The 22062-nt window shown below is 68.8% G+C and carries 18 protein-coding genes; 12 read left to right on the top strand and 6 right to left on the bottom strand.

The genetic code is table 11. The features are described from left to right. Positions 1 to 140: 140 nt before the first annotated feature. Together OG804_RS22395 and OG804_RS22390 are read left to right on the top strand one after the other, a co-directional pair. A complete protein-coding gene (locus OG804_RS22395; protein WP_328389557.1) occupies positions 141 to 941 on the top strand; it encodes a cyclase family protein in 801 nt (266 codons plus the stop codon). Then, entirely contained in the window at positions 938 to 2647 is a 1710-nt protein-coding gene (locus OG804_RS22390) for a thiamine pyrophosphate-binding protein (protein ID WP_328389555.1), read from the top strand. Before OG804_RS22395 ends, OG804_RS22390 begins: the two co-directional genes overlap by 4 nt. Before the next feature lie 27 nt (positions 2648 to 2674). Here OG804_RS22390 and OG804_RS22385 read toward each other — a convergent pair whose 3' ends face one another. Continuing rightward, entirely contained in the window at positions 2675 to 3172 is a 498-nt protein-coding gene (locus tag OG804_RS22385; RefSeq protein WP_328389553.1) for a pyridoxamine 5'-phosphate oxidase family protein, read from the bottom strand. 281 nt (positions 3173 to 3453) lie between these two features. Between OG804_RS22385 and OG804_RS22380 the strand changes: the two genes are divergently transcribed. The 6 genes from OG804_RS22380 (at position 3454) to OG804_RS22355 (ending at position 11192) form a co-directional block, all read left to right on the top strand. Then, positions 3454 to 4083, top strand: a complete 630-nt coding sequence (locus OG804_RS22380; RefSeq protein WP_328389551.1) for an MFS transporter — start codon at positions 3454 to 3456, stop codon at positions 4081 to 4083. Between the two features lie 196 nt (positions 4084 to 4279). Beyond that, entirely contained in the window at positions 4280 to 6607 is a 2328-nt protein-coding gene (gene lon / locus OG804_RS22375; protein ID WP_328398621.1) for an endopeptidase La, read from the top strand. A 182-nt stretch (positions 6608 to 6789) separates the two neighbouring features. Next, a complete protein-coding gene (locus tag OG804_RS22370) occupies positions 6790 to 7446 on the top strand; it encodes a fasciclin domain-containing protein (RefSeq protein ID WP_328389549.1) in 657 nt (218 codons plus the stop codon). Between the two features lie 150 nt (positions 7447 to 7596). Beyond that, positions 7597 to 8259 (top strand): ECF RNA polymerase sigma factor SigK, encoded by a 663-nt coding sequence (sigK, locus tag OG804_RS22365; RefSeq protein ID WP_328389547.1) that lies wholly within the window; start codon positions 7597 to 7599, stop codon positions 8257 to 8259. Beyond that, on the top strand, positions 8249 to 9103 hold the full coding sequence (locus tag OG804_RS22360; RefSeq protein ID WP_328389545.1) for an anti-sigma factor: 855 nt from the start codon (positions 8249 to 8251) through the stop codon (positions 9101 to 9103). The genes sigK and OG804_RS22360 overlap by 11 nt, the downstream gene beginning before the upstream one ends. A gap of 490 nt (positions 9104 to 9593) precedes the next feature. Continuing rightward, entirely contained in the window at positions 9594 to 11192 is a 1599-nt protein-coding gene (locus OG804_RS22355; protein ID WP_328389543.1) for a molybdopterin-dependent oxidoreductase, read from the top strand. Positions 11193 to 11265: 73 nt separating this feature from the next. Here the strand turns inward: OG804_RS22355 and OG804_RS22350 are convergent, their stop codons facing one another. The 4 genes from OG804_RS22350 to OG804_RS22335 form a co-directional block, all read right to left on the bottom strand. Next, positions 11266 to 13146 (bottom strand): ABC transporter ATP-binding protein, encoded by a 1881-nt coding sequence (locus tag OG804_RS22350; protein ID WP_328389541.1) that lies wholly within the window; start codon positions 13144 to 13146, stop codon positions 11266 to 11268. 69 nt (positions 13147 to 13215) lie between these two features. Next, positions 13216 to 14319: a DNA polymerase IV gene (locus OG804_RS22345; RefSeq protein ID WP_328389539.1), complete on the bottom strand. Its 1104-nt coding sequence runs from the start codon at positions 14317 to 14319 to the stop codon at positions 13216 to 13218. A gap of 135 nt (positions 14320 to 14454) precedes the next feature. Further along, complete coding sequence (locus tag OG804_RS22340; protein WP_328389537.1) at positions 14455 to 16395, bottom strand: hypothetical protein; 1941 nt, start codon at positions 16393 to 16395, stop codon at positions 14455 to 14457. Further along, a complete protein-coding gene (locus OG804_RS22335) occupies positions 16392 to 16703 on the bottom strand; it encodes a hypothetical protein (protein ID WP_328389535.1) in 312 nt (103 codons plus the stop codon). The genes OG804_RS22340 and OG804_RS22335 overlap by 4 nt, the downstream gene beginning before the upstream one ends. Before the next feature lie 241 nt (positions 16704 to 16944). Between OG804_RS22335 and OG804_RS22330 the strand changes: the two genes are divergently transcribed. Both OG804_RS22330 and OG804_RS22325 read left to right on the top strand, forming a co-directional pair. Then, positions 16945 to 19737, top strand: coding sequence for an FAD-binding and (Fe-S)-binding domain-containing protein (locus tag OG804_RS22330; protein WP_328398619.1), 2793 nt, complete (start codon positions 16945 to 16947; stop codon positions 19735 to 19737). Positions 19738 to 20015: 278 nt separating this feature from the next. Next, positions 20016 to 20963, top strand: a complete 948-nt coding sequence (locus OG804_RS22325) for a DNA-3-methyladenine glycosylase family protein (protein WP_328389534.1) — start codon at positions 20016 to 20018, stop codon at positions 20961 to 20963. Positions 20964 to 21072: 109 nt separating this feature from the next. Here OG804_RS22325 and OG804_RS22320 read toward each other — a convergent pair whose 3' ends face one another. Further along, positions 21073 to 21273: a hypothetical protein gene (locus tag OG804_RS22320; RefSeq protein WP_328398617.1), complete on the bottom strand. Its 201-nt coding sequence runs from the start codon at positions 21271 to 21273 to the stop codon at positions 21073 to 21075. A 279-nt stretch (positions 21274 to 21552) separates the two neighbouring features. Here OG804_RS22320 and OG804_RS22315 point away from each other — a divergent pair, with 279 nt between their 5' ends. Further along, positions 21553 to 21789, top strand: coding sequence for a DUF397 domain-containing protein (locus tag OG804_RS22315; RefSeq protein WP_328389532.1), 237 nt, complete (start codon positions 21553 to 21555; stop codon positions 21787 to 21789). 72 nt (positions 21790 to 21861) lie between these two features. Beyond that, entirely contained in the window at positions 21862 to 22059 is a 198-nt protein-coding gene (locus OG804_RS22310) for a hypothetical protein (protein ID WP_328389530.1), read from the top strand. Positions 22060 to 22062: the final 3 nt, after the last annotated feature.

Genomic DNA, 22062 nt, shown 5'->3' with positions numbered 1-22062 from the left:
GCCGGATTGTGGATCAGAGATCATCACATTGTCATCGGGTCGTCCCGGGTGTCAATCGGGCCGGGCCGGTGCGCCACCAGGTCCGGTGGCCCTCGATCACCGGCCTGCCGGACTGCGGAAAACCGGAATAAGGTGCCGATATGACCAACCCCGAGTCCACCGCGGTGCTCCCCGCCTTCCTCGACGCCCTCGCCGCCGGGCGTCTCGAGGTGATCGATCTGACCACCCCGCTGAGTAGTGCGACACCGGCCCTGCGGCTGCCCGAGCCGTTCGCGAACCTGATCGATTTCAGCCTCGAGGAGGTCAGCGCCTACAACGAGCCCGGACCGTTCTGGCGGCACAACAACATTCACACCGGGGAGCATGTCGGCACGCACCTGGACGCCCCGGTGCACTGGGTCACCGGGCGGGACGGCGACGATGTGTCCCAGATCCCGGTGCGCCGGCTCATCGGACCGGCCGCCGTGCTGGATCTGACCGATCGGGTGGCCGCGGACCCCGACTATCTGCTCACCGTCGCCGATGTCGAGACATGGGAGCGGGAGCACGGCCCGCTCGCCGCCGGGATGTGGCTGCTGCTGCGCACCGGCTGGGAATCGCGCGGCGAGGCCGAGGCCGAATTCCTCAACGCCGACGACACCGGCTCGCACACTCCCGGAGTAGCGGTCGAATGCGCTCGGTGGCTGGCCACGGAACGCGAAATCACCGGGCTCGGGGTGGAAACCGTCGGCGTGGACGCCGGACTGGCCGGGGGCTTCGATCCGGCGTTCCCGGTGCACCACTACTTCCTCGGCAACGACAAGTACGGGATCACCTCCCTGCGCAATCTCGGGCGCCTGCCGGCCGTCGGCGCGATGCTGGTCGTGAGCCCGCTACCGGTCGTCGGCGGTACCGGTAGCCCGTCGCGGGTGCTGGCCGTGATCGATCGGACGGCCGCGTGACGCCCGGCGTCCGGGCCGATCCCCCCGCATCCACCGGGCAACGCGTCTACGGCCCGACGGTCGCCGATGTGGTGGGCCGGACCCTGGCCGACCTCGGCGCCGGACATGTCTTCGGTGTCGTCGGTAGCGGAAACTTCGTGCTGACCAACGCGCTGCGCGCAGGCGGGGTCCCGTTCACCGCGGCACGGCACGAGGGCGGTGCGGCGACCATGGCGGACGCGTACACGCGGATGTCGGGGCGAGTCGGTGTGGTCTCGCTGCACCAGGGCTGCGGACTGACCAACGCGATGACCGGAATCGGTGAGGCCGCCAAGAGCCGGACCTCCATGATCGTCCTGGCCGCGGACACCCCGGCCGCGGCACTGCGGTCCAACTTCCGGATCGACCAGGACGCCATGGTCCGCAGCGTGGGTGCGGTGAGCGATCGGGTCTTCTCAGCGAAGACGGCGGTCGCCGACGTGACCAGGGCATACCGCACGGCCCTGACCCTGCGACGCACTGTGGTCCTCAATGTGGCGATCGATATCGCCGCCGCCCCCGCCACCACGACCGGACCGATCGCGGTGGCGGTGCCCTCGACGCGAGTACGACCCGACATCGATTCGGTGGTCCGGCTCGCGGAAGCGCTGCGCGGCGCGCGGCGGCCGGTCTTCGTGGCCGGGCGCGGCGGTCGCCACGCGGGCCCCGACATCGCCGCGCTGGCGCGGGCCTGCGGTGCGTTGCTCGCGACCTCGGCCGTCGCGAACGGGCTCTTCGCCGGCGACGAGTTCGCCCTGGGCATTTCCGGGGGCTTCTCGTCGCCGACCACGGCCGATCTGATCGCCGGCGCCGATCTCATCGTCGGATGGGGCTGCGCGTTGAACATGTGGACGATGCGGCACGGCCGGCTCATCGGCGCGGGAACGAAGGTCGTCCAGGTCGACGACGATATCGACGCCATCGGAGCCCAGCGCGCGGTCGAGTTCGGGGTCCTCGGCGACAGCCTCCTGACCGCCCGGGATGTCCTCGCCGCGCTGGGGCCGCCCGGCGCGAACGTGCCGGAGGGCTACCGCACCGCGGACGTCGCGTCCCGGATCGCGCGAACGGGCCGCTGGCAGGATATGCCGGTGGACGACTCCACCACCGACGAGCGGATCGATCCGCGGATACTGACGATCGCGCTGGACGAGTTACTGCCCGCGCAGCGGATCGTCTCGATCGATTCCGGCAACTTCATGGGCTATCCCGCCACACATCTGTCGGTGCCCGACGAGAACGGGTTCTGCTTCACGCAGGCTTTCCAGTCGATCGGACTGGGGCTGGGCACCGCGATCGGCGCGGCTTTCGCGCAACCCGGCCGGCTTCCGGTACTGGGTACCGGCGACGGCGGGTTCCTGATGTCGATCGCCGATCTGGAGACGGCCGTCCGCGCCGAATTGCCGCTGGTGGCGATCGTCTACAACGATTCCGCGTACGGCGCCGAGGTGCATCATTTCGGTGGCGCCGACCACGCCACGGTGACGTTTCCGGAAACCGATATCGCCGCCATCGCCGCGGGGTTCGGGGCCACCGGGGTCACCGTGCGGTCGATCGCCGATCTCGAACCGGTGCGGCGCTGGCTCGACGGCTACCGGACGACGGGCCGGGCCCGCCCGCTGGTCATCGACGCGAAGATCGCCAGTGACGGTGGTGCGTGGTGGTTGGCGGAGGCTTTCGCCGGGCACTGACCAGCGTCGTCGGTCGCGTTGCCCGGTTCAGGCGCGCTGACGCTCGGCTCGCTGCTGGATCAGCTCCTCGACCGCGGTGGGCAAGGTGGTTTCGAAGTCGATGAGTTTGACCCAGGTCGGGGTGATGACGATCCGGACCATGCCGTCGTAGAGCGAGCGGACCTCGGCCTCCCACTCGACGCGCTGGTCGGGGGTCATCTCGTAGCTGCCGTTCATCTGCAGGTACTCCGCCGGAATGCCGTCCACCACGTCGAGCTCCGCCCGTCCGCGGATGAGCAGGATCTTCGGCGGGTGCACCTCGGTGTCGATCGTCAGCGCGACCTCGGGGTGGTGCCGCAGGGAGGGGAGTTTCGGGGCGTTCTTCGAGGTGCAGACGACGATCTGGGAGCCGTTCCAGGTGAATCCGATCGGGATGTTGCGGGGTGCGCCGTCCTTGGCGACGTAGGCCATGCGGAGCAGGTCGCGGGCCAGGAGTTCCTGGCTGGTCGGGAGGTTCAGGATCGCGGTGATCTGGTTCGGTCCCATGATGGTCGCTCCTCGGTCGGTGTCGTCGCGGCCGGTTCGGCTGCTCGTATCCCAGGGACGGAGCCGCCCGAAGGTTCTCGACATCCGCGGCGCGGGAAATCCGGAATCTTTCCGGACCCGATCATCGCGGCGCCTGAAGAGCGGCTGACCGAGCGTGTTCTTCGCGGATCCGACAAGACTTCGGCGACGGCGGAGAGCCGCAACAACCACCACGAGATCGCATACGAGCCTCGAACCGAGGGCGGCACGGTCTACCGGGCAGAGGTCTCGATACCGGCGAAGTGGACCTGGATGCCGCTGTGGGCTGTGTCCACGGGCGCCTAGTCGCCGTTTGCGCAGACCGATGGGCGCAGTTCCGCAGCTCAGGAGTGCGCATCGGCATCATTGCCACAGTGCTCATCGTGTTCGGGCACTTCGCCGCCTACACGTTCGTGAGCCCGGCACTGCAGCAGCTGTCGGGTATCGACGAACGCTATATCGGCCCGCTGCTGTTCGCATTCGGGGTGGCCGGCATGACCGGCAACTTCGTCGCCGGCTCGGCGCTCTCCCGCAGCACACACCGAACCGTGCTGACCATCGCCGTGGCCTTGGCGGTCGCGATGCCGCTCTTCCAGCTTCTGGGCGGGACCAGGGCCGGCGGTATCGTCCTGTTGATCGCTTGGGGTCTCTCCTACGGCGGTGCGTCCGTGGGCCTGCAGACTTGGATGATCAAGGCCGCCCCCCGCGCCGTGGAAGCGGCGTCGTCGCTGTGGGTGGCGGTGTTCAACCTGTCGATCGGTCTCGGCGCGCTGGTCGGCGGCGTCATCGTCGATACGCTCACCCTCCAGGGCGTGCTGTGGCTCGGCGGTGTCTGCGCGCTGCTCGCCGCCCTGGCGATCTGGACCGCCCGTACCGACGACGCTCTGCGATAACCGGGCCGGTACCCGGCTCTTCAACGTGTTCTGACATCTCTTCTTCTTCGCCGTGGGCGAACACCGGCCCGGGATGGAACAAAGGCGCCATCGACCAAGTTGAGTGGGATTAGCTCAACTATTGGAGGTTGTGTTCGTGACTACACCACTGAATCTTCCGGTGCTGTTCCTGACCGATCCCATCGTGCTCCCCGGGATGGTCGTACCGATCGAACTGGACGAATCCGCACAGGCGGCGATCGACGCGGCGCAGGCCGGGAAAACCGGAACTGTCCTGCTCGCCCCACGGCTGACCGAGGGCTACGCCGCCTACGGGGTGATCGCCACCATCGAACAGATCGGCCGGGTGCGCGGCGGCGCGGCGGCCGCGGTGCTCAAGGCGGAACGACGCGCGAAGATCGGCCACGGCGTCACCGGGCCCGGCGCCGCCCTGTGGGTGGAGGCCGAACCGGTCGAGACGCCCGCCGCCGACGGCCGCACCCGGGAACTGGCCGCGGACTACAAGAAGCTGGTCGTCTCGGTGCTGCAGCGGCGCGAAGCATGGCAGATGGTCGACGCGTTCAACCAGCTCACCGACCCGTCCGCCATCGCCGATACCGCCGGATACGCCCCCTATGTGACCGACGAACAGAAACGTGAACTACTCGAAACCCCGGACGTCGCCGAGCGGCTGAACCGGCTGATCGAATGGACCAAGGCGCATATCGCCGAGGCCGAGGTCACCGAGAAGATCGGTGACGAGGTCCGCGAGAACATGGAGAAGAGCCAGCGCGAATTCCTGTTGCGCCAGCAACTCAACGCGATCCGTAAGGAGCTGGGCGAGGACGAACCCGACGGCGCCGACGACTACCGGACCCGGGTCGAGCAGGCCGACCTGCCCGAATCCGTCCGCGAAGCCGCACTGCGGGAGGTCGGCCGGTTGGAGCGGTCCAGCGATCAGAGCCCGGAATCCGGGTGGATCCGGACCTGGCTCGACACCGTGCTGGAACTGCCGTGGACCGTCAAGACCGAGGATTCCGCCGATGTGGTGGCGGCCCGGGCGGTGCTCGACGCCGATCACCACGGCCTGGACGAGGTCAAGGACCGGATGGTCGAATACCTGGCCGTCCGGGCACGGCGCGCACAACGCGGCCTGGAAGTCGTGGGCGGGCGCGGGTCCGGCGCGGTACTGGTACTCGCCGGTCCGCCCGGTGTCGGCAAAACCTCGCTCGGTGAATCGGTCGCGCGGGCCCTGGGCCGCAAATTCGTGCGCGTGGCGCTCGGCGGTGTCCGGGACGAAGCGGAGATCCGCGGCCACCGGCGCACCTATGTGGGCGCGCTGCCCGGACGGATCGTGCGCGCGATCAAGGAGGCCGGCTCCATGAACCCGGTCGTCCTGCTCGACGAGGTCGACAAGATCGGCTCGGACTTCCGGGGTGATCCCGCATCGGCGCTGCTCGAGGTGCTCGATCCCGCCCAGAACCACACCTTCCGCGACCACTACCTGGATATGGACCTGGACCTGTCCGATGTGCTGTTCCTGGCGACCGCCAATGTCATGGACACCATCCCCGGCCCGCTGCTGGACCGGATGGAAGTGATCACGGTCGACGGGTACACCGAGGACGACAAGGTAGCCATCGCGCGTGACTTCCTGCTGCCCCGGCAGCTCGAGCGCAACGCGCTGACCGCCGCGGAGGTCCGGGTCACCGACGCGGCGCTGCGGGAGATCGCGGCCGACTACACCCGGGAGGCCGGGGTGAGGCAGATGGAACGGCTGATCGCCAAGGCGCTGCGCAAGGCGGCCACCCGGTTGTCCGAAGTCGCGCCGGCCGCCGCCGACTCGCCGAGTCCGGCGGACGCCGTAGCCGGTCACGAAGCCCTGACCATCGATATCGGTGACCTGAAGGACTATCTCGGCCGCCCGCGTTTCACCCCGGATTCGGCGGAACGCACCGCGGTACCGGGTGTGGCGACCGGACTGGCGGTCACGGGTCTCGGTGGCGATGTCCTCTATATCGAAGCGAACACCGCCGAGGGTGACCGTGCCCTGACGCTGACCGGCCAACTCGGCGACGTCATGAAGGAATCGGCGCAGATCGCGCTGACCTACGTGCGGTCGCATCTGGGCGAGATCGGTATCGAATCGGCGGTGCTGGACGGCAGTCTGCACGTGCACGTGCCGGCGGGCGCGGTACCCAAGGACGGCCCGTCGGCCGGTGTCACCATGGTCACCGCGCTGGTGTCGCTCGCGCTGGGGCGGCCGGTGCGCTCGGATGTCGGAATGACCGGCGAGGTCACACTGAACGGCCGGGTGCTGCCCATCGGCGGGGTGAAACAGAAACTGCTCGCCGCCCAGCGGGCCGGACTGAAGACGGTGTTCATCCCGGCTCGCAACGAGCCGGATCTCGACGATGTCCCCGCCGATGTCCTGGCCGATCTCGATGTGCGCCCGGTAGGCGATGTCGCCGAGATCCTGGCCTACGCCATCGAACCGGTGCGCGAGCCGGCTCTGGACAGCCGGGTGCTGGCCGCCAGCGCCTGAGCCGGTCCTACAGGCCGCGGCAATCCTCGAGGGTTGCCGCGGCCTTCTGCTGTATCCGGAGGCGTCGATTTCGGCTGATCCCGGCTTGCGCCCATCCGACGTGCGGATCCACCCGAATTCCGTCCTGCAATGTTCGCGGTGCGGCCGCTGCGGGTCGTCCTGGCTGAAGGTGATGAGAATCCATGAAGAGCATGCAACGTGTTGTGATGCTGGCGGCGATCGTTTCGACCACCGCGCTGCTGGGGTCGACGGCTTGTTCCAGCGGCGACGAATCCGGCGACTCCGCCGCCGCGACCACGAGCAGTCCGATGGCGGGCGCCGCGTCGCCCGTAGCCGACGATCCGGGCGCCGGTCCCGTCGGACCCGGTTGTGCCGATTACGCGGCTCAGGTTCCCACCGGAGCGGGTTCGGTCGGCGGTATGGCACAGGATCCGGTCGCGGTGGCGGCTTCGCACAACCCGATGCTGAAAACCCTGGTCCAGGCGGTGTCGGGTCAGCTCAACCCGCAGGTGAATCTGGTCGATACGCTCAACGGCGGCGAATTCACGGTTTTCGCCCCGGTCGATTCGGCCTTCGCCGAGATCGATCCGGCGACGCTCGAGAGCCTGAAGACCGACTCCGCCACATTGACGAAAATCCTCACCTACCACGTGGTTCCCGGCCGGATCGGTCCCGACGCCATCGCCGGGGACCATCCGACGGTGGAAGGCGGCGCTGTCACGGTGACCAGGCAGGGCGAGAACATCGAGGTCGGCGATGCCTCGGTGATCTGCGGCGGGGTACAGACCGCGAACGCCACCGTGTACATGATCGACAAGGTCCTCATGCCGCCTGCCTGATCGTTTCCCAGCGGGTGCGGGGCGGTTACGCCAGACTGGCGTGATGATGCGTCGGGCTCGGCACAGTGATCCGTACAACAGTCCGGGAGGCAGGCCCATCCGGGTCGTCGGCCACGGCGAACGCCTTGCCATGCAGTCAAGGGCGCGATCATGACGAAGGGGCCGGGGTCCGGCTCCGGGCCGATGCGGCTCGTCGATGCGGACACGGAGGGCGCGTGCCCGGTTCGCACCGACGGGTACGACGACCGGGCCGCGCAGCGGCGCCTCGCCGAGCTGCTGTCCGCGGCCGGGAACGGCGACCGGGAAGCGTTCACGAGCTTCTACCGGGAGACGAGTCCGCGCGTATTCGGGCTGGCGCGGCGGATCCTGCGCAGCCCGGCAGCCGCCGAGGAAGCCACCCAGGAGGTGTATCTCCAGGTCTGGTCCGCGGCGGCCCGCTACGACCCGGCTCGGTCGAGCGCCATCGGCTGGCTGATGATGATCACCCACCGGCGCGCTGTCGACCGGGTGCGGGCCGAGGAATCGGCCACCGGCCGGGAAATCGTCTACGGGCACACCCATCTGGGACGCGATCACGACATAGTCTCCGAAACGGTGGACCAGCGGCTCGACGAGCAGGCGGTCCGCGACTGTCTCGACGTGCTGACCTCCACCCAGCGTCAGGCGGTCGCGCTCGCTTACTACAGCGGGCGCACCTACCGCGAGGTCGCCGATCATCTCGAGTCTCCGCTACCCACAATCAAGAGCCGCATCCGCGATGGACTGAAACGGCTCCAGAATTGCCTCTCAGGGGTTGCCTCCGATGCCCGATAAATCACCACCCGATTCGCCGGAAAATCACGGCGACCTATTGGATCTAGCGGTTCCCTACGCCCTGGACGCGGTCGAATCCACCGAGAGCGCGGAAATCGAACAGCGGCTGCACGCCGCTGATCCCGCGACCGCCCGCGCCTTCGAGGACACCGTCCGCGATGTACGGGAAGCCATGGGTGCGCTGTCGGTTCTCGACGCTCAGACGCCCCCGGCCCGGGTCGAGGCGCGAATTCTCGCCGCACTCGACACCGCGCCGGGCGCTCGGTCCGAGCTGAATGTCGAAACAGCGCGGCCGGATTCGTCGCTCGGCGAGGCGCCCGGCTCGACTGTCCCGCGCACGGACGCCGGGGGTACCGACGAATTGGCAGTCGCACGCGCACGCAAACGGGTGATTCCGCGCAGGTGGGCCGTGGCAGGTGCCGCGGCCGCGGTAGTGGTGGCCATCGGTATCGCGATCGGTGTGGGGGCGGTCGTTCAGCGCGGCGACGAGCCGGCGGGGACCGTGACCGCGCAGGAGGTGCTCGCCCAGCCCGACGCCCGGACCGCGACCACCTCGATCGGCGCCGGCGGCATTCTCACCGTTCACGTATCGGACGCGCTCAGCGCGGCCACCGTGTCCTTCGACGCGACACCGGCGCCACCCGACGGCAGCGACTACCAACTGTGGCTGATCGATGGGAGCGGAGTGCCGCGTTCGGCCGGGGTGCTGACCGATCTCCCGGCCGCGAGCGCCCCGTACGTCACCCGGTTCACCGGTTCGGATCAGCTCGCGATCACGCTGGAACCCGACGGTGGGTCACTGGCGCCGACCAGTGATCCACTCGCCGCGATCACCCTGGGCTGACCTGCGCACAGCAGGCGGAGGCGCGGGCGGTCCACGGTTCGTTCCCGCATGAGTACACCGCGGTGACGATCCTGGCCGGCATGGTGACGCGTCCCCGATCGGGTATGCCGACCGGGGACCGCGCGGCGGCATCGACTGCCCGGTCGGCACGCGGCCGGGCAGATCGGGCAGTCGAAGGGTGCCGCGACCCGGATCCGGATATCGCCGGGCGAGCGCGGCAGCGGAACTCCGCGGAGGCCTGCCCGCGCCTGGCATCGAACGACAGCACCAACACCCTGCGAACCGGGCCGGACCCGATGAATCTGTCGCGTTCCGCGGGGTCTGGAGCGGCGGCGCGGGCTCGATGATCGCCGAGCGATATCTGACGGTTCGGTGACACCGTGCGCCGGCGTCTTCCCTGGCGTGGCCAGGAGTGACACCATCCGCAGCGGGTGATGTTACGAATTCCCAGCTGCCCGGGGCCACCGCCCGACGATGAACGAGGACGCTGATGCAGGACACCACGAGTTCGGCCGGTTCCGCCGGGCCGGCCAGGCGCGCCGTCGGACGGCTCGCGGCGGGACTGTCGGGTCTGCTGGCCGCCGCCGTAGTGCTCGGGGTCGGCGAACTGGCCGCGGCCGTGATCGCCCCGGCAGCCTCGCCTTTCCTGGCCACCGGCTCGACCGTGGTCGACCACACGCCGGAGGCGTTGCGCGAGTTCGCCATCGAACAATTCGGCACCCACGACAAACCCGTGCTGTTCCTGAGCATGGGCGTGGTGATGGTCGTTTTCGCCGTGGCCGCGGGACTGCTGGAACGCCGTCGACCCCCTTGTGGCAGTGCGCTGCTGGTGGTGCTCGGTGCGGTCGTCTGCGTCGCGACGATGCAGCGCCCGAACGCCACCGCGGTGTTCGCGTTGCCCATCGTGCTCGGCGTCGCGGCCGGTGTGGTCACGCTGCGGCTGTTGATCGCGCGTGCGCCGCGTCGCGCGGCGGAACCCGCCACGGCTGCCGAGGAGACCGTCGCGCAGCAGACGACCGACGCGTCCCGGCGCCGGTTCCTGGCGTTGGCCGCCGGGGCCGCCGTACTCGCGGCCGGGACCGCGGCGGCCGGTCGCTGGGTGGGGGAGCGGGCCCGGGCGGTCACCGCCGATCTGGAACGTTTCGTCGTGCCGCGGCCCCGGGTCGCCGCTCCGACCCCGCCGCCGGGCACCGACCCGCCGGTACCGGGAATCACCGAATTCGTCACTCCGAACGAAACCTTCTACCGGATCGACACCGCCCTGCGGATACCGGCCGTGACCAGTGCGGACTGGCGTCTGCGCATCCACGGAATGGTGGATCGCGAAATCGAACTCACCATGGACGATCTGCTGCGGCGGCCCGCGGTGGAGAAGATGGTCACGCTGACCTGTGTCTCCAACGAAGTCGGTGGCGACCTGATCGGCAACGCTCGGTGGATCGGGTATCCGCTCGCCGACCTGCTCGCCGAGGCCGGAGTCCGTCCCGACGCGGATATGGTGCTGTCCACCAGTGCCGACGGCTTCACCGCGGGGACGCCGGTCGCGGCCCTGACCGATGGCCGCGATGCGCTGCTCGCGGTGGGTATGAACGGCGCACCGCTTCCGGTGCAGCACGGATATCCCGCCCGCATGGTGGTGCCCGGACTCTACGGATACGTCAGTGCCACCAAATGGGTGGTCGACCTCGAACTCACCAGATTCGATCTGGCCGAGGCCTATTGGACCCAGCGCGGATGGTCCGCTCTCGGCCCGATCAAAACGGCGTCCCGGATCGACGTGCCCGCGGCCTTCGGCACCGTGTCCCCGGGACCGACCGTTGTGGCCGGGGTGGCGTGGGCGCAGCATCGAGGGGTCGCGGCGGTGGAGGTCCAGGTGGACGACGGGCCCTGGCAGCGGGCCGAGCTCGCCCCGGAATACTCCCTGGACACCTGGCGTCAATGGACCTGGCGCTGGGATGCGCCGCCCGGCTCGCACACCCTGCGGGTTCGGGCCACCGACGGTGTGGGTCGCGTACAGACCGAACAGCGCGCCAGTCCCGTACCCGACGGTGCGACGGGCTGGCATTCGCGGGCGGTCACCGTCGGGTGACGGTGACCGCCGGTGCGCTGTGCGTACCTCTCTCTTCGCTCCGGCCGTGCGCGGGCGCGCACGGCCGCGCCCATCAGGCCGCGGCCGGTGCCGGTTCGTCGGCGAACTGCGTCCGGTACAGCTCCGCGTATCGCCCACTCGCGGCGAGTAGTTCGGTATGCGTTCCGCGTTCGACGACGTGCCCGGATTCCACCACCAGGATCTGATCGGCCGCCCGCACGGTGGAGAGCCGGTGCGCGATCACCAGGGCGGTGCGCCCCTGCAGCGCTTCGGTCAGCGCGGCCTGCACGGCGGCCTCGGAGGTCGAATCGAGCGAGGCCGTGGCTTCGTCCAGAATCACCACCCGCGGCTGTTTGAGCAGCAGGCGGGCGATGGTCAGACGCTGACGTTCACCGCCGGAGAGCCGGTAGCCGCGTTCCCCGACCACGGTTTCCAGTCCATCGGGCAGGCCGGCGACCAGCTCGCTCAACCGGGCCCGCTCCAATGCGTCCCACAGCTGTTCCTCCGCGGCGTGCGGGGCGGCCAGCAGCAGATTCGCCCGGATGGTGTCGTGGAACAGGTGGCCGTCCTGGGTGACCAGGCCGACGGTTTCCTGGATCGATGTCGTGGTCAGCTCGCGGATATCGGCGCCGTTGAGCCGGACCGCCCCCGAATCGACGTCGTAGAGGCGTGAAACCAGCTGCGCGATGGTCGATTTTCCCGCGCCCGAGGAGCCGACCAGGGCGATCAACTGGCCGGGCTCGGCCCGCAAAGAAACGCCGTGCAGCACTTCCTCACCACCGCGGGTGTCCAGAGTCGCCACTTCCTCGAGAGAAGCGAGCGACACCTTGTCCGCGGCGGGATACCCGAACCGCACATCGTCGAATTCCACCGCGACGGGGCCGGCGGGCACCGGGCGCGCGTCCGGTGCGTCTTCGATCAACGGCCGCAGATCGAGCACCTCGAAGACCCGCTCGAAACTGACCAGCGCGGACATGATCTCCATCCGGGCACTGGCCAGCGCGGTGAGCGGTGAATACAGCCGGGTCAGCAGCAGCGACAACGCCACCACCGCACCGGCATCCATCTGTCCGTGCAGTGCGTACCATCCGCCCAGACCGTAGACGAGCGCGACGGCCAACGCCGAGACCAGCGTCAACGCGGTCACGAAAACGGTCTGCAGCATTGCGGTGCGCACGCCGATATCGCGTACCCGGCGCGCGCGCAGCGCGAACTCGCTGGATTCCTGTGCCGGCCGGCCGAAGAGTTTCACCAGGGTCGCGCCCGGCGCGGAGAAGCGCTCGGTCATCTGAGTACTCATCGACGCGTTCAAGCCGGCGGCCTCGCGCTGGATATCGGCGAGCCGGTCGCCCATCCGGCGCGCCGGAATCACGAAAACCGGTAGCAGGAGCAATGCGAGCAGGGTGATCTGCCAGGACAATTGGAGCATCACCACCAGGGTGAGCGCCACGGTGACGATATTGGCGACCACACCCGACAGGGTGTCGCTGAACGCGCGCTGTGCCCCGATCACGTCATTGTTCAACCGGCTCACCAGCGCGCCGGTGCGGGTCCGGGTGAAGAACGCGATCGGCATCCGCTGTACGTGATCGAACACTGCGGTGCGCAGATCGAGGATCAGGCCCTCACCGATACGGGCCGACAACCAGCGGATCGCCAATCCCAGCCCGGCGTCGAGGACCGCGAGGACCGCGATGGCCAGCGCGAGCAGTATCACGGTCCGCGGCGCCGACCCGGCGAAGATATTGTCGACCACGCGGCCGGCGAGCAGCGGCGTCGCGACCACCAGGACGGCCGCGGCCACACTGAGTGCCAGAAAGGCGACCAGCCGGCGCTGATGCGGCCCGGCGAAGCGCAGGATGCGCCGTGCCGTGGCGAGACTGAACGCCCTTTTCTCCTCGGGTGCGTGCATGCGCCGGTACATCTGGTCCCAGGCCACCGATTCCATGCTCATCTGACATGTCCTTCCGCTCCGGAGCTCGATTCAACTCCAGTGCACCGACACTAAAAGCTCAACCGTTATTCAGGTCAAGTCCGTGTCCGTGTCGCCCGCCGCTGCCAGGGGCGCCAGTTCGAGGCGGACCCCGAGCAGCCGTACCGGACGGTCCAGCGGGAATCGGTCCAGCACGCGCAACGCGGTATCGACGATGCTGGGGATATCGGTGGTCGGTTCGCTCAGCTTGGACTGCTTGCTGCGGGTGTAGAAGGTACTGGTGCGGACGGTCACGGCCACCCGGACGGCGATGCGGCCGGCCGTGGTGATCTCCGCGGCGACCTCGGCTGCCAGCCGGGCGACTTGCGCGCTGATCTCCGCGCGATCGTCGAGATCCCGCGGGAAGGTCTCCGATCTGCTCCGCCCGACCGCCGGCGGTGGTTTCGTCACTACCTCCGTATCGCCCGCACCCCGGCCCATGACCCACAGGTAGGGCCCGTTGGCGGGACCGAACTCGGCCGCCAGGCGGGACCGGTCGGCGACCATCAGATCCCCGACCGTGTGGATATCCAACTCGGCCAGCCGGGCCGCGATCCGGTTGCCGATCCCCCAGAGCGCATTCGTCGGCCGATGCGCCATCACCTCGGACCAGTTGGCCGCGGTGAGCCGGAACATGCCCTCCTGCGATCCGGGATGGTCGGCCGGGGTATCGGCCGACTTTCCGACCGATTTGGCGAAGCCGGTCGCCAGTTTGGCGGTGAGCTTGTTGTCTCCGATGCCGATCGCGCAGGTCAGGTCCAATTCGGCGATGGCGGCTCGGATAGCGCGAGCCAGCCGCTCCGGATCGTCGGTATCCGCCGCGACGAACGCCTCGTCCCACCCCCAGACCTCCACCTGATCGGTGAACGACCGCAGTCGCGCCATCACCTCCTCGGACGCTTCCTCGTAGCTGGGCACGTCCAACGGTAGGAAAACCGCGTCCGGGCATTTGCGCGCGGCCGACCGCAACGCCATTCCCGCCCGTACCCCGAAGGCGCGCGCCGGATACGACGCACAGGTCACCACCTTGCGCGGTTCCTCCGGATCACCGTTGCCGCCCACGATCACCGGGCGACCGCGCAGTTCGGGATGACGCCGGAACTCCACCGCGGCCTGGAATTGGTCGAGGTCGACATGCAACAGCCATCGGGCCACGCCTCTGTCTTACTCCACCTCGGTGACAAGAAGGTGGATATCGTGCCGAGCGCCGTCCGCGAAGCGGTCGGTCGATCGGTGGTCGCGATGAGGTCGTCCCGGGAACGAGGTGCACCGCTCGGCCCGAGTTCGGACCTAAGCGACGGGTTCGCCTCCCGGCTCGGGTTCACTCACTGTGGCGAGAGCGGGCGATACCCGGTGGTCGTCGGACCTGGACCGCGCTGCCGCCGTGATCGCCAGACCGCGCAGACTGGAAAAGGCGACGCTCGAGGACGGGTGGGTGTCGGCCACCGGCGCCGCCTTCGACGGTCCAGGTTCCTGCACCTGTGCGCCGGTCCCCTCGCCGGACCGGGTTTTCGTTCCCGCTGATTCCCCGGAATCGCCCGCGAGCCCCTCGTTCTGGGCTTTGTCGCCGGCCGCCTGGGAACCCGGAGCGGTGCTGCCGGCCTCCGCGGCCGTCCCGGCGCCTGGGGCTCCCGAATCCGCGCCCGTGCTCGGAACTCCGGAACTCGCGCCCGTGTTCGGAACCCCGGAATTCGCACCCGAGTCCGGAACCCCGGACGAGCCGGGCAGGCCTCCTGCCGAGTTGTCGGTTCCCGATGGATCACTGATCCCGGCGGGTTGATTGTCGACGGCGTCGATGACAGTGGCCACGGCGTCGCCGGTGGCCGTGATGATCTCGTCGAGGTTTCCGGCGAGACCGCTCACCGCGGTGATCAGGTCGGGAATGGTGCCGGTGATCTGGCTGACCGCTGTCACCATGTTCGCGAAATCAGCGGGCTTCCACACCGTGGAGTCGGTTCCGGTGGAGTTGGGGGTTCCGGTGGAGTTGGGGGTTCCGGTGGAGTTGGGGGTTCCGGTGGAGTTGGGGGTTCCGGTGGAGTTGGGGGTTCCGGTGGAGTTGGGGGTTCCGGTGGAGTTGGGGGTTCCGGTGGAGTTGGGGGTTCCGGTGGAGTTGGGGGTTCCGGTCGATTTGGGAGTTCCGGTGGAACTCGGGGTTCCGGTCGAGTTGGGACTTGCGGTGGAACTCGGGGTTCCGGACGGGCTTTCGTTCGGGGCGGAAGCGGGGTTGCCGGCGGCGACCGGTACCCCTGACTCACTGGTGTTCGCCGCCGGTGTCGTGTTCAGGGCCAGGCTGGACGGAGTGTTCTGGCCGTCGTTCTGATTCCGGCCGGAACCAGCGGGGTTCGACCCGGGCTCAGGTGTGCCGCTGTCCGGTTCGACGGCCGCTGTCGGCGATCCGACCGCTGCCAGGTACGTCGGTTGTCCCGCGGTGTAGGTGAGCTCCGAATTGAGGGAGGGCAGACCGCCGGGGGATCGGAATCCGCCGGCTTCCACCCCGTCCAACGCCGTGAGCAGCTGGTCGTAGGCGCCCGACACGGTGGTGTGCGCATCGGCGCACAGGGTCGTGAACTCCGTTACCTTGGTATCGATCTCGGTGACGAAGACCTGGTCGAGCCAGTCGCGGCAGACCGTTTTCGGATCGCCGGCCCCGGTGGGTTGTCCGGGAAGTTCGGTGCGCAGGCTGTCCGGCACCGTTTCGCTACCGGTATCGTCGCGGCCGCGTGCGGTATCGATGATCCAGTCGATCTGCTGCGGGCTCTTTCCCGCGGCGGTGGCCGGATCGAATCCCGTCCGGGCGGTCTCGGCTTTCTGGCGCAGGGCGCCGTCGATTCCGTCGACCGCGGTCGTCGCGGCGGTCCGGACGGCTGCCAGGGTGTCCAGTCCAGTGGTGATGCGGGTGCCGGCGTCGGCGAGGAACTCCTGGGCATTGGTGGCCGCGGCGGAACCGTTCCAGAAACCCGGGAGCTCACCGAAGCGCACCGCCTGGGTGCCGGCCTCGTCATTGACCCGCCCATCCAGTTCTTCGGCCAATATGGAGGCGAAATCACGCAGGGCGGCGAGGTCCATACCGCGCTGCTGGTCGTAGCCGGCCGCCAGCGCGTGGTAATCGCCGCCCGCCGGTGCGCGGCCGGTCCATTCGCGGTAGCGCGGGAGGAAGACCTCGAAGAAGCGCAGCCCCGCGGCGCCGGTGTCCAGGATCGCGTCGGCGCTGCTCTGGTCGGTGGTTCTCATTCGAATACTCCCGCCACCGCACCGAGGTTGGCGGCCGTGCTCTGATCCACACCGGCGCAGCTGTTCGCGCTGGCCTGCAACGCCGTCCCGCAATCGTGCACACAGTTGGCCCAGGAGAACAGGTAGCGGCGGATCTCGTCGAACCCCTGGCCCAGCCGTTCGCCCGCCGGTCCGTAATCCCGGCCCGCGTCCGTGGTCTCGAATGCGCGCAAGCTGTCGGCGGTGCGCAGTGCGGCGTCGTTGACCGCTCCTGCCGAATTCCGCAGTGCGCCCGCGATGCCCTGCACCGCCCCGACATCCATCAACATCTCGGTGCCTCCCCGTGCTCAGGCGGTAGATCCCTCACCGCCGCGGCCCGCTCGTGACCACGGGCCACAGGTTTCGGGATTCCTCGACCCGAATCCTGCTTTGCTACAAGGTTGGACGGCACCAGATGGAGACAGGTTCCATCGCCGCCAGAAGTTTCTTTGTGAGTTCGAGGCCGTGGGCTGTGGCGGGCGAACAGAACGGGGTAGCGAGCCTAGGCTGGTGCGTGTGACCGACCAGGACATGCGACGGGACACTCTAGCGCGGCATCTGCGCGCCCGAATCGGTGCGGACGCGGTGGACGTCACCCGCCGCCGCCGGGTCGAGTACTCGTCGGACGCGTCGAATTACCGGGTGCTGCCCGAGGCGGTGGTCTTTCCCCGGTCCGACGGGGATGTGGCGGCGGTGCTGGAGATCGCACGGGCCGAGGGCCTGGCCCTGACCCCGCGCGGCGGCGGCACCTCGGTCGCGGGCAATGCGGTGGGCGCGGGCATAGTGCTCGATTTCAGCAGATACATGTCCCGGGTACTCGAGATCGATCCCGACGGCCGGACCGCGCGGGTCCAGCCGGGTGTGGTGCTGTCGGATCTGCAGAACCGGGCGCGAGCCCACGGGTTGCGGTTCGGGCCCGATCCATCCACCCAGAACCGCTGCACCCTCGGCGGGATGATCGGAAACAATGCCTGCGGGCCGCATGCGATCGCCTGGGGCCGCACATCCGACCGGGTCCGGCGGTTGCGGATCCTCGACGGCACCGGTACCCCCCGTCATCTCGCCGACGCACTGACCGCGGTTCCCGGCCTGCCGGAGTTCACCGCCGCTTCCCTGGCCGTGCTCCGCACCGATCTCGGCCGGTTCGACCGGCAGGCGTCCGGCTACGGTCTGGAACATCTGCTGCCCGAGCGGGGAACCTCGGTGGCCGGTTCGTTCGTGGGTACCGAGGGCACCTGCGGTGTGCTGCTCGAAGCCGAGGTCGAACTGGTCGACATCCCCGCCGCGACCCTTCTCGTCGTACTTGGCTACCCGGATCTCGCGACCGCCGCCGACGATATCGCCGCGGTGGTCTCGGTCGCGCCGGTCGCGGTGGAGGGTATCGACGCCGGTGTGGTCGAGGCCGTGCGTGCGCACCGGGGTCGTGTTCCCGACCTGCCGCGCGGTGACGGGTGGCTGTTCGTCGAACTGGCCGGGGAGAACGCCGCGGCGACCGCGGCCGCCGCGCGACAACTGTGCCGGGTGACCGGTGCGCTGGACACGCGGATCATCGACGATCCGGGCGCGGCGGCCGCGCTGTGGCGGATCAGGGCCGACGGCGCGGGTCTGGCCGGACGGACCCGGGACGGGCAACCGGCCTGGCCGGGTTGGGAGGACGCCGCGGTCCCGCCTGCCCGGCTCGGGGCCTACCTGCGCGATTTCGACGAATTGACCCGCGAGCACAAACTCGATGGGCTGCTCTACGGGCATATCGGCGACGGCTGTATCCATGTCCGGCTGGATCTGCCCATCGCCGCCGCCCCGGACCGGTTCCGCGCTTTCCTGACCGACGCGGCGCATCTGGTGGTCGGCCACGGCGGTTCGTTGAGCGGCGAGCACGGCGACGGGCGGGCCCGTTCCGAACTGCTGGAGATCATGTACTCGCCGGAGGTCCTGGCGGTGTTCGCCGGTTACAAGGCGCTCTTCGATCCCGCGAACATCCTCAACCCGGGTGTCGTGGTGGACCCGCGCCCGCTCGACGCCGATCTGCGGTTGTCAGGGTTCCCGCCGTTGCCTCGGGTGGGTGGTTTCGCGCTGGCCCGGGACGCGGGGGATATGTCCACCGCGGTCCACCGTTGTGTCGGCGTCGGTAAATGCCGGGCCGATACCCGCGCGACGGGTGGTTTCATGTGCCCGTCGTATCTGGCGACCGCCGACGAGAAGGACACCACGCGCGGCCGGGCGCGGATTCTGCAGGAGGTGGTCCGCGGGGAGCTGGACTGGGCCGCGCCCGAGGTGTCCGAATCGCTGGACCTGTGCCTGTCCTGCCGGGCCTGTGGTTCGGATTGTCCGGCCGGTGTGGATATGGCGACCTACAAAGCCGAGACCCTCTACCGCCGCTATCGCCGGCGGCCGCGCCCGCGCGACCACTACACGCTGGGGATGCTCCCTCGTTGGCTGTCCGTCGCTACCCGGGTACCGCGACTGGTCAACGCACTGGCCGGGGCCGGGCCGCTGCGGCGGCTGGGCCTGCGGGCGGCCGGTATCGATCCGCGCCGGGAGGCGCCGGAACTGGCCGACCGCTCCTTCCGGCGGATCTGGCGCGCAGAATCGGAGAAACAGCAGGTAGTAGACCCTGAAGTGGCCACCGTGATGCTGTGGGTGGATACGTTCACCAACGCTTTCGACCCGAATATCGCGGTGGCTGCGGTCCAGCTGCTGAACTCGCTGGGATATCGCGTGGTGCTGCCACGCCGCCAGGTGTGCTGTGGACTGACCTGGATCAGCACCGGGCAACTGGACGGCGCCCGGGCCAAGCTGCGCGCCACCCTCGCCGAACTCGATCCCCATGTCCGCGCCGGGGGGCTGGTCGTCGGTCTCGAACCCTCGTGCACCGCCGCACTCCGAGCCGATCTACCGGAACTGCTGCCCGAGGATCCTCGGTCCGGTCCGGTCGCGGCCGCGGTCCGCACGCTGGCGGAGTTCCTCACGGCGCAACCGGACTGGCGACCGCCGCGCTATCCGGGGCGTTCGGTGGTGGTGCAGCCGCATTGTCACCATCATTCGGTGCTGGGCTTCGAATCCGATCGCCGAATATTTGCCCAGATGGAGGTCGAGGTGACAGAGATCGCCGGGTGTTGCGGACTGGCGGGTAATTTCGGCATGCAGCAGGGGCACTACGAGATATCGGTCGCGGTGGCGGAAAACGGGATACTGCCGGCCTTGGCCGCCGCGGAACCGGACGCGGTCGTAGCGGCGGACGGATTCTCCTGCCGTACCCAGGCTGCCCAGCTCGCGACTCGACGCGGACGCCATTTGGCTCAAATCCTATTGGGGGACTTTTGATTTCGGTTCGCAAAGGGCTTCGATATCCGCGGTGGGTGGCCGGACCTCGGGTCCGGCCACCCACCGCGGCGGCTCAACTGCCGAATGGAAGGGTGCCCGGCCCGACTTCGTAGCCGGAGCTGCCGGCGAAAACCGAGCCCCAGATATCGAGCAGCCAATTGAGCGCCTGAGTGATCATAGGAACCTCCGGTCAAGGCAACAACTAGGTATTTGCTCAACTAAACCGTCCATCGGCCCGCGGTGAGATGCCGTTACTCGGCCGGGCGCACAATGGCAGGATGCCCATCCGATCAGCGGGCCCTGCGGCAGGCGCACCGCGGGCGACCCGGACTCTGTCCGCCGGTGCACCGATAGATCTCGCCCATACCCTGGCGCCGCTGCGCCGGGGCCCCGGCGACCCCTGTCACCAGATCACTCCGGACGGCGCGCACTGGCACGCGTCGCGGATGCCGACGGGGCCGGTCACCTACCGATTGGTCCAGGCCGATCCGGCCACGGTGACAGCGGACGCCTGGGGCCCGGGCGCCGCGGAATTCCTCGACCGGCTCGACCATATGCTGTGTCTGGACGACCAGTTGGACGATTTCGTCCCCATTCATCCCACGGTGGCCGCGGCGCATCAGCGGTACCCCGGATTGCGAATGCTGCGAACCGGCCTGGTGCTCGAAGCGTTGATACCCGCGGTCCTGGAACAGAAGGTCCACACCGTTTCGGCCCATGCCGCGTGGCGTTGCCTGGTGCATCGTTTCGGCAGCGCGGCGCCCGGGCCCGCCCCCGAGGGGATGCGCGTCGCGCCGGACGCCGACACCTGGCGCCGGATCCCGTCGTGGAGTTTCCACCGCGCCAATGTGGGACCGCAGCGCTGGCAGACCATCGTCCGGGTGGCGGGGCTGGCCGATTCGCTGGAACGCACCGCCGCGCTACCGCCGGGTGAGGCCGCTCGCCGGCTTCGCACCATCAGGGGAATAGGTGAATGGACGGCCGCGGAAACCGCGCAACGCGCCTTCGGGGACGCGGACGCGCTCTCGGTGGGTGATTTCCATCTGGCGTCGGTGGTCGGCTGGACCCTGCTCGGCCGTGATATCGATGACGCCGAGATGGTCGACTATCTAGAACCCGTACGCCCACATCGCTACCGGACCATCCGCCTGCTGGAGATCAGCGGCCAGGCGCGTAAGCCGCGGTTCGGGCCGCGCACCCCGATCACCGATCACCGCTGGCACTGAGACCGGCCGCGGAGCTCGGTGCGGGAACGGCGGGCTCCAGCGCGCGCTCGATCGACCCACCGCTGCTGGTGACGGGGGGATCGCCGGAGCGGGCGAAGGTCGTGATGCGCTATTGCAGGGCGCGATTGTCCAGCACGCAGCGTCCGGAGTCCACCAGGGTGGAGCGAGCACGCCGGCGGACCCGGCACTCGTCGACGGTGCAGTCCAGATGTAGTTGCATCGCCGAATGAGCTTGATCGAGGGTCATAACGCCGGGATCGTCACCGCAGTCGAGCAGGGTGGGGATCGGGGCGTCCAGATTCAACCGCATCACACGACCTCCTTCTGAACCCGCGGTCGACTCCTGTTGTCCGCGGTGGTTTTCCGGGTGTGCACATACGACCAACAGCTCACCATAGGCCGAGAACGTCGCAGATCGTGTGAGATTCGGCGACTTTGTCGGCATCGGATCGGCGAATTTCGTGTAGACGGGTGTACAACCGGGCGATCGGGCCCAGCGCGTAGCATCGCGCTACATGCTTTACGGCGCGTTGCGCCGAACCATCGACACGAATAACGGCGACTTCGCGGCTGGTGAAGGAGAATCTGGATGAGCATCGGCAACGGTACGAATGTGGACCTGTCCGGCGCCCGGTGGCTGAACGGCGGGACCGGAGAAGGTGTCGACACGCCGGGATCGCACAATGTCGAGATCGCGATGCTCGCCGACGGCCATGTCGGAATGCGGGACGGCAAGAACCCCGACGGGCCGGTGCTGGTCTTCACCCCGGGCGAATGGGCGGCCTTCACGGCCGGGGTCCGCGATGGTGAGTTCGACCGGCCGTAACGCTGTTCACCGGGATGGTCGGGCCCGCGAGCACGGGGTTTGGACCGCTAGGTAACGGGTAGACAACAATATGTGGACCGAGGGATAAAGAATTCTCATCCCCGCCTCCGTAAATTTGGGCCCGGCGACGGCATCGAATGGTTGATCGTCGGGCTGCTCTTTGCGGTGTCGGCGGTGGGGGTATTCGCACTCACCGGCTCGGTGCTCTCGGCGTTGTTCGTCGGAGTGCTCGTGGGGCTGGTCGCGACCGGTGTGGTCGCGATGCTGTGACCC

Origin of the sequence: Nocardia sp. NBC_00416 (assembly GCF_036032445.1) — a bacterium.
In the GTDB taxonomy this organism is placed as follows: Bacteria; Actinomycetota; Actinomycetes; order Mycobacteriales; family Mycobacteriaceae; genus Nocardia.
Note: the sequence above shows the minus strand (reverse complement) of the source record. Positions and strands in the feature narration are given on the sequence as shown.

Bases quoted from the DNA above. Each gene is read 5' to 3' on its own strand.
- OG804_RS22395 (WP_328389557.1), top strand. From the start codon at position 141: ATGACCAACCCCGAGTCCACCGCGGTGCTCCCCGCCTTCCTCGACGCC.
- OG804_RS22385 (WP_328389553.1), bottom strand. From the start codon at position 3,172: ATGGGACCGAACCAGATCACCGCGATCCTGAACCTCCCGACCAGCCAG.
- lon (WP_328398621.1), top strand. From the start codon at position 4,280: ATGGTCGTACCGATCGAACTGGACGAATCCGCACAGGCGGCGATCGAC.
- OG804_RS22370 (WP_328389549.1), top strand. From the start codon at position 6,790: ATGAAGAGCATGCAACGTGTTGTGATGCTGGCGGCGATCGTTTCGACC.
- sigK (WP_328389547.1), top strand. From the start codon at position 7,597: ATGACGAAGGGGCCGGGGTCCGGCTCCGGGCCGATGCGGCTCGTCGAT.
- OG804_RS22360 (WP_328389545.1), top strand. From the start codon at position 8,249: ATGCCCGATAAATCACCACCCGATTCGCCGGAAAATCACGGCGACCTA.
- OG804_RS22355 (WP_328389543.1), top strand. From the start codon at position 9,594: ATGCAGGACACCACGAGTTCGGCCGGTTCCGCCGGGCCGGCCAGGCGC.
- OG804_RS22350 (WP_328389541.1), bottom strand. From the start codon at position 13,146: ATGAGCATGGAATCGGTGGCCTGGGACCAGATGTACCGGCGCATGCAC.
- OG804_RS22340 (WP_328389537.1), bottom strand. From the start codon at position 16,395: ATGAGAACCACCGACCAGAGCAGCGCCGACGCGATCCTGGACACCGGC.
- OG804_RS22335 (WP_328389535.1), bottom strand. From the start codon at position 16,703: ATGTTGATGGATGTCGGGGCGGTGCAGGGCATCGCGGGCGCACTGCGG.
- OG804_RS22330 (WP_328398619.1), top strand. From the start codon at position 16,945: ATGCGACGGGACACTCTAGCGCGGCATCTGCGCGCCCGAATCGGTGCG.
- OG804_RS22325 (WP_328389534.1), top strand. From the start codon at position 20,016: ATGCCCATCCGATCAGCGGGCCCTGCGGCAGGCGCACCGCGGGCGACC.
- OG804_RS22320 (WP_328398617.1), bottom strand. From the start codon at position 21,273: ATGCGGTTGAATCTGGACGCCCCGATCCCCACCCTGCTCGACTGCGGT.
- OG804_RS22315 (WP_328389532.1), top strand. From the start codon at position 21,553: ATGAGCATCGGCAACGGTACGAATGTGGACCTGTCCGGCGCCCGGTGG.